This window comes from Allobosea sp. CER48 (assembly GCF_044752385.1).
In the GTDB taxonomy this organism is placed as follows: domain Bacteria; phylum Pseudomonadota; class Alphaproteobacteria; order Rhizobiales; family Beijerinckiaceae; genus Allobosea.
Genome location: NZ_JBIWYK010000481.1, coordinates 1 through 2,248, shown reverse-complemented (window position 1 = coordinate 2,248; position 2,248 = coordinate 1). Strand labels below are relative to the sequence as shown.

General features: G+C 69.3%; 3 protein-coding genes. All 3 read right to left on the bottom strand.

The window, feature by feature from the left end; genetic code table 11:
- Positions 1-1,282: 3-deoxy-D-manno-octulosonic acid transferase (locus ACIPIA_RS14625; RefSeq protein WP_400510596.1), on the bottom strand; the 1,282-nt coding region annotated here is incomplete at its 3' end.
- Positions 1,279-2,019: a lysophospholipid acyltransferase family protein gene (locus tag ACIPIA_RS14620; protein WP_400510594.1), complete on the bottom strand. Its 741-nt coding sequence runs from the start codon at positions 2,017-2,019 to the stop codon at positions 1,279-1,281. The genes ACIPIA_RS14620 and ACIPIA_RS14625, both read right to left, overlap by 4 nt.
- A 28-nt stretch (positions 2,020-2,047) precedes the next feature.
- Positions 2,048-2,248 (bottom strand): DUF4170 domain-containing protein (locus ACIPIA_RS14615; RefSeq protein WP_400510593.1); only part of this gene is annotated, 201 nt, incomplete at its 5' end.

Sequence of the window (2,248 nt, the reverse complement as noted above, 5' to 3'; positions counted from 1 at the left end):
CGAGGGCCGAGCGCATCAGCAGGGGTTCGATGGCGTGGAGCGTGCGGTTGAGCGCGCCGCCGAGCTGGCTCGCGGTCTGCGCCGCCGCCCGGGCCGCCTGCCGCGCGCTCGCCGGATCGCTGAGCCAGCGATGCACGGCACCGGCAAGCGCCTGGGCATCGGGGACGGAGCGCGAACCGCCATCCTGGTCGAAGGCTGCGAAGATCTCGCTGTTGTTGTGGACATAGGGGCCGTGCAGCAGCGCGCAGCCGAGCTTGGCCGGCTCGATCGGATTATGCCCGCCGATGCCCTCGACCAGCGAACCGCCGAGGAAGGCGACCTGCGACAGCCGGTAGAACAACCCGAGTTCGTTGACGGTGTCGGCGACGTAGAGATCGACGTCGCGCTCCGGATTTTCGCCGGTGGCCCGGCGCGACACGGCGACGTCATTGGCCTGCGCCAGCGCCTCGATATCGGGTCCGCGCTGCGGGTGGCGGGGCGCGATGATGGTCAGCAGCTTCGGCAGGTAGGGCTTGATCGCGAGATGTGCGGCCAGCACCAGCTCGTCCTCGCCCGGATGCGTGCTCGCCGCGATCCAGACCGGCCTACCCGTCGTCATGCCGTCGAGTATCGCTAGCATGTCCGGGTCGGCCGGCGGGGCGGGGACGTCGAACTTGAGGTTCCCGGCGACGCTGACGCGCGGCGCCCCGAGCTGTGCGAGGCGCTCCGCATCGGCCTGGGACTGCGCGAGGCAGGCCTCGAAGCAGGAGAGCAGGAAGCGTGACGTCTTCGGCATCTTGTACCAGCGCGCGAACGAGCGCTCGGACATCCGGCCGTTGACCATCACCACCGGGATCGAGCGGCGATGCGCCTCGATCAGCAGGTTCGGCCAGATCTCGGATTCGCAGATCAGGCAGAGCTCCGGCCGCCAGTGATCCATGAAGCGGCGCATGTAGCGGGGGACGTCGAGCGGCAGGTACTGGTGGATGACGCCTGCCGGCAACCGCGCCGCCAGCAGCTTGGCCGAGGTCACCGTGCCGGAGGTCACCAGCACGGCGAGCCCACGCTTCTGGAGCTTCGCGATCAGCGGCAGCAGCGTCACCGTCTCTCCGACGCTGGCGCCATGCAGCCACGCCAGCGGCTTGTTCGGCCGCTTCACGCCGGGATAGCCGCGCCGTTCCGCAATCCGCTCGGGATCCTCCTTGCCGCGGCGCTTGCGCATGACCAGGAGGCCTGCGGCGGCCGGCTCGAGCAGCGCGGTCGCATAGCGATACGTCCTGAGGATCGCGCCCTTGCCGCTCATGCGGGCGCTCCGGCGGCTTGCTGCTGCTTGTCGCGCAGGCCGGCACCGGGATCCTCGCTGCCGACGAGCGCGTAGCCGCGAGCGTGGACGTCGTCGAGGCTGGCCTGCAGGGCGAGGCGTGCGGCTTCCTGCGTGGCCTCGTCAGCGTCGCGCGCGACCAGGATCGGTTCGCCGACGACGATGGCGCAACGCCCGAAGGGCAGGCCGATCGAGGCGCGATCCCAGCTGTTGAAGTCGATGCGGCGGCTGGTAACCACCGCGACCGCGCGGATCGGGCGCCCGGAGGCGCGCGCGAGGGCGATGATGCCGGGACCGGCGACGCGGGCGCGCTTCGGCACGTCCGCCGTCAGGACCATGGTTTCACCGGCAGCAAGGCGGCGCATCATCGCGATGAAGGCGCTGGCGCCGCCCTTTTCGCGGACCTTCCTGCCGAGCGCGCCCGAGCCGCGGATCGCGCCGATGCCGAGCTCGCGCAGCGCCACGGCGTTGAAGCCGCCATCGCCATGGCGGGACACCAGGGAGCAGGCCGGCATCCAGTCGGGCCGCGCGAAGGGAATCATGATGTGCTGGCCGTGCCACATCGCGAAGATGAGCGGCAGCTCGGACCGGACCTCATCATAGATGTCGGCCGGCTCGAACACGATCCTGTTGGTGCGTTGGACGAGGCGCAGATAGCCGGCCAGCAACCGGCCGAGCGCTTCCTGCGCCACGCGCGTCTTGAGGATGGAAAATCCCATCTGCCTGTCGTCGTAATCCCTTGCCGGCTCAGGCCTTGGCGGTGTCCGGGTCGAGCAGACGGTGCAGGTGCACGATGAAGTAGCGTGTCTGCGCCTGATCGACGGTCTGCTGGGCCTTGGCTTTCCAGGCCATATGGGCGCTGGCGTAGTTCGGGAAAACCCCGACGATATCGAGCTTCGACAAATCCTTGAAGGTGACGCCGTCGAGGGAGGCAAGTTCACCACCAAG